This window comes from Collinsella sp. AM13-34 (assembly GCF_003473055.1).
Taxonomy (GTDB): Bacteria; Actinomycetota; Coriobacteriia; order Coriobacteriales; family Coriobacteriaceae; genus Collinsella.
Genome location: NZ_QRLE01000056.1, coordinates 1,291 through 1,620 on the forward strand (window position 1 = coordinate 1,291; position 330 = coordinate 1,620).

The following is a 330-nucleotide window of genomic DNA, read 5'->3' on the forward strand; positions in this document are numbered from 1 at the left end:
GGGGGGGCGGTCCCCCGCACATAAGCCAATCACCCCGGAAGCGGTTCGATCCGAAGCCGTTGAGGCGAACCTCAGGTCCCTTTTCTGCGAGCGCCCAGGGCGCCACACGCGTGCACAGACTGTCGGTTCGACGTAGAAGCCTCAGCCGTAGCAACGGATTGCCCAGCGAGAGATCGCCACGGGCGGATATTAAACTGCAAAGACGAGCGTCGGTAAGACACGCCGAGGTCACCGCGGACGGGTTGATATAGGGAGAGGGCCTGACCCCATATCGTTGGGGCCAGGCCCGATTTTGCCTCTTGACAATGTCCTGCTCATATTAAAAGGAAC